This window comes from Nocardia pseudovaccinii NBRC 100343, assembly GCF_001613225.1.
Classification (GTDB): Bacteria; Actinomycetota; Actinomycetes; order Mycobacteriales; family Mycobacteriaceae; genus Nocardia; species Nocardia pseudovaccinii.
Map to the genome: position 1 here is coordinate 1 of NZ_BDBY01000292.1, position 4,600 is coordinate 4,600.

General features: G+C 60.0%; 3 protein-coding genes. 1 reads left to right on the top strand and 2 read right to left on the bottom strand.

Annotated features, from left to right (window positions below):
- Positions 1–504: 504 nt before the first annotated feature.
- Together NP3_RS34650 and NP3_RS34655 are read right to left on the bottom strand one after the other, a co-directional pair.
- Positions 505–1,314 (bottom strand): HD domain-containing protein, encoded by an 810-nt coding sequence (locus NP3_RS34650; RefSeq protein WP_157124747.1) that lies wholly within the window; start codon positions 1,312–1,314, stop codon positions 505–507.
- A gap of 296 nt (positions 1,315–1,610) precedes the next feature.
- On the bottom strand, positions 1,611–2,465 hold the full coding sequence (locus tag NP3_RS34655; protein WP_157124748.1) for an MmyB family transcriptional regulator: 855 nt from the start codon (positions 2,463–2,465) through the stop codon (positions 1,611–1,613).
- A gap of 1,567 nt (positions 2,466–4,032) precedes the next feature.
- Here NP3_RS34655 and NP3_RS34660 point away from each other — a divergent pair.
- Positions 4,033–4,600 (top strand): DUF7341 domain-containing protein (locus NP3_RS34660; RefSeq protein ID WP_063045952.1); only part of this gene is annotated, 568 nt, incomplete at its 3' end.

Here is a 4,600-nt window from a genome sequence, read left to right on the forward strand (position 1 = left end):
TCGGCGAAACTCGAACCGATATCCAGTTGAGCCACCAACTCACCCGCTTCCTGCACGCGTCGCGTCGCGAGCATATCCGAACCCGGCCGCCCCAGGCGCCGTCGCGGGTGCAGTGCATTGTCAGGGCCGAAGCGACTACTGCTGCGTCCTCAACCATATGTATCTTGTTGCTGGTCTTGCTGTTTCGGGTTCACTGGTGTCGCCTCCCCGCCCACGACGGTGACAAACGACAGGAACCCCGCCAGGTACCCCATCTGTTCCGCCTCAGTGACCAGGACACCAACCAAAGATGTCAACGGAACCGCATCGCCTCCGGTCGCGCCCAAACCCATACGACCAACGCCAAGGACCGGTCCGGGCAACGGCTGCTGATCGAATGCATCCGTGACGAGCCGACCGTCAGCAAGCCGGGGTTGTGCCCGCGCATGTCTGCGCGAGTTGCTGTGGACCGCGGTCAGCTTCTGCCAGCATGCGTGGGGCTTCAGCGAATCTGCCCTGTCGGTGTCACTCCGTGTACGGTGCGTCGTTCACCCAGTTGATGACGTGGCCGTTGGTGACCAGCCAGTGAAGGCGGCTGCCAGGAGTGGCGGCGGCCTGTTTGGCCATTGCTTCGGACGCGATTTGCTTGAAGGTCCGCTTGTGGCCGGTCTTCTCTCGTCTCGGGTAGCGGCTCAGCAGATCGTCCACCCACCCGGCGTCATACTCGAAATAGAGTCCTCCGGAGACATCAACCATGGCACCTTCCCCGACGAACCCGGCCGGGTCGTGTCGCAGCAGGTTGGCGATATCCAGGTTCATGTGGAGACCGATGGCCCGGCTGAGTTCGTCGGCGCGCTCGCTCGACATCCCAGCGTCCAGCGCGATCCGCATCGCGGTCTCGGCACCGGCTACGGCGAAACACTTGCCCGGGACAGGGTGTTCGAGGTAGAGGTCGTGCAGCAGGCACGCGACAAAGCACAGCTCGTCGTACTCGGCGGTGAGTTGCCCGCTCCGGGTTTCGAGCGCTGCTCGGGCAAAAAAGTAGCTACGCATCGCGTGGTTCCAGACCCCCTCCGATAGCTGTGATGCAGCTGCCTCTATCGCGGCCAGCGCCAGGTCGGTGCGCGGAAGCTCGCGCCCGAAATCCAGTCGCACAGTTCCACGTTCACCGAGACGGTTCTTCATCTGGTAGATCCAGCGGGTACTCGTACCCATCAAGAAACGTCGACTGAACCGGTCTTGTATTTCTGGCGTCATTATCCCGCCAGTGGTCTTTGCCCATTCCCAGGTGCACCCCGCCGTCGCCGCCCTGTCGTGCATCATCGTCGCCACCATTGCTTCTCCTGTCCACCTCGGCCGCATTAATCGGCCAGAATCCCGGAATGTGAAGGATTCCCCCAATTCCGGTGCGCGACGCATTTGAATCTTCGTATCAAGCATCGGTTGGGATGTCGGTGGGGTCAAGGTGGTGAACCCCGTAGATTTGATGTGCGTATTCGTGCTATCCCGGACAGGGCGTGTGGGTGTGGGGCGTGATCCCGTAATTTCTGTACGGGATCACGTGACAGTCAGAGCTGTTCCTCACATCGGCTAGCAGGGATCACGCCTATGCCGGTAGACGATGGGGGATGTCATCGGGGCAGATGGAGACTGGAAGTGGCCGATGGGGGCTCCCATTCGTTGTCGATGGCCGTGATGTACAGGTCATACCCGGTTGGCACGTGGATGAGTTCGCTGGTCTGGGTGATGATCCGCATCTGGGTTCCGTCGATCGTCCCGTCTTCCACCCTCACGAACATGTCGGTGTCCAGTGCATCCTTCTCTGACATGTCGTTATGCCAAAAATGGTCGAAGTCCGTTTTGTATTTTGGTGCGGCAAAACGAGATTTGAACTCTTCAATCTCTTCGTCCGGTTGGATATCTACCGCAATATTAGCGATACTGGCAAAAAGTAGATGTGTACGCGTCTCCCAATTAACCACCGCAGCGCGAGCGACAGGGCTTTTCAACATCCATTCGGCTACGTTCATTCCTATCTCTAGTCCCTGAAAGGGTGCGAGGAATGCCGGGTTGGCCCATCTCAGGTTCCACATCGGTTTACTGAGGTACGCCGCGCCAGTGCCGATTGCTTCGAGCAGCTTGATGTGATCGCGTGTCGGTTCGGACGGTAGTTGGCCGAACCTTTTCTGTACTGCCGGAAACAGTTGCGCAGTAATCTTGGGTATGTACCAGTAGCTGGTGCCGAGAACTTCTAGCGTCAACTCCACAACAGTCGGTGACGGCTGCGTCTTGCCAGCCTCGTACTTTTCGAATGAGGACTGCGATCTTGGGAGGGTCTCATAACCTTCGTCTGGCTCGGATTCCATTTTGACGTCAAGAAGCGCTTGGTAGGCATCCATGAACTTCGGAAGAGATTTGTATATCGGATGCTTGGTTCGACGCTGCTTCATGAATCGCCCGTATTTAGCTCTGGTGTCGACCGCCACCCTTCCCCCTCCGCGAATAGGACATCTCCCCCTTGTCGGCGGCCTGTCCGCCGTGCGACTGTGCCCGATGCGGCTACCGTCCGATCAAGGTGTTTCCTGGGACTGTAGCCGCATCGGCGTGGCCCGAGAAGATCATCTCCATCACATATCGTACGGTGACGGCTCCGCAATGCCAGGCGTGGCGGGGCGTATCTGCTTCGCCGCCAATACCGATCGCACGCCGTTGATGCAGATCAGGCAACTGCACACCGCGGCCAGGCCGCCGGACTGGCATCCAGGCGCGAAGATCAGAATCTGATGTACAGGCTGAACTCGCATGTGTCCGCCCGGCCGATCCCGTAAACAATGTGCGGGAACGAGAGCAGATCCCGCATATTTCTTACGGGATAGCGCATGGTGTCCAGAGGGCAGGTGCGGAGAAATTCGGTCTCCAGCACATAATCTACGGTGGAACGGCGATTGACAAACTGTCACCATTCCCACAACTATTGACTCAATTGCGGTGCCCATCCAAGAGTGGCATCAAACCTAAGTAAATCTATTCATTTTCGAGCTGTCGGGTGGGCAGCGATTCACGGCTGGCGTGCCAGCCCTGAGCTACTACGACTGGATGAGGACAACGGCATGACGAAACCTGAAGGCAGGCGATGTGATCAACCGAGACCGTATGGAGTCGCCCTGCCTGAGCCTGCGGCGTCCCGGCTGATTGGTCCGCTCTATGGTCATCTATAGCCCGTGGTCGTCGGTGTCGGTACGCAAACTGTTGGCGTTTGGGATGTTTCGTTTGTCGCGAGAGACGCGCTCTTTCATGCCTGAAACGGCCTGGAAGGGAAATGTTCAGCACGCCAATGATGTTGTGCCTGTTCGGGATTCGGTGATCACGCATCTGGTTGAGGCTCTCGCGGCAGCGTCTGGAAGTCTGAAACCTGCTCGCAGTGCGGAATTTTCGGGGGACTCCAGCAGGCCGACAGGCCGTAGCCGAACCGACTCGGCTAGATGGGACTTGTTGTGCTAGTCCGAAGACCGCTCCTGTTGAACCTGCCGCTCGCCTCGCGCGTTCTGAATACGCTGCGGGCCAAGCCGCATCTACACGACCAGTCCGTATGGCGGGAGGATCGAGCTGAGGGTGTGGCTCATTGCGTGGCTGGTTGGACTGTCGAGCTCAGCGGGGCGGTGTGGGGTCCACTACCTGGGTTGGTGTCGTGGCGGGGTCACCTGCGATCGATCCCGGTGCTAGCCGGGGAACTGCTCGGGCTCGATCCGGCGCAGAGCAGAAGGCTTTGCTACTTGCGTGACGAAGCTGAGGTGGTCGCAGTCCTGGAGCGATGGGTCGAGCACGGTTGTGTCCATCAGCACGCTCAACTCGCTGCGCTACAAGCCGACTTCCACCGAGCAAGCTGAACAGTCGGCAATGAACCGCCTTGGGGTGCAACGCATGTCAAGGAATCACGATCGCAGCGCTCGCCTTTCGCCTGGCACACAGAGGAACCTTCCCACGTTATCTACTGATACGAGCTACAGTAGATAACATGGTGTGGACGGCAGCGGCACAAGAGGATTCGCGCATATGACAGGCACTGAACTGGTCACGCAGATCTGTCGAGACCTCGAAAACGCTGTGCACGAAGTCATCGGCCACCGCTACCAAACCCACACCACCGGCGACGGCACCCGCCATGGATACCGCGAAAGCATTTACGTCGAGATCCGCGCTGAACTTGCCGCCCGCCAAGGCGACGGGGGAACCCTGCGCCCGCGCAGCCTTCCCCCGGCCTGGGTCGACGGTCTGGACTGGCTAACCGAGGTCGACACCACCGTCGCCGCCTGGTGCCCTGACCCAGGCGAGAACAACGGTCAGCCCGATACTGTGCGCCGACTCAACCAACTCGCCGCCACTCCATGGGCGCCAGCCGACGCCGAGGGCCTACGCATCTGGATCGGCGAACTCCAACGGTGGACAGTGTCCGGCCGGGCGCTCCTCGAGCCGGCACGCCGCTGGGAACTCGTCGCCGCCTGCCCAGCGTGCGGCGTCCGTACCGTCCACCGCCCCGATACCAGCGGCGAACCCGTCCGCCAAGCCGCCCTCCAGATCTCCGCCGATGGCTGCATCTGCCAAGCCTGTCGCACCAACTGGG

Excerpts from the sequence above, each read along its gene's own strand:
- NP3_RS34650 (WP_157124747.1), bottom strand. The coding sequence starts at position 1,314 with ATGGTGGCGACGATGATGCACGACAGGGCGGCGACGGCGGGGTGCACC.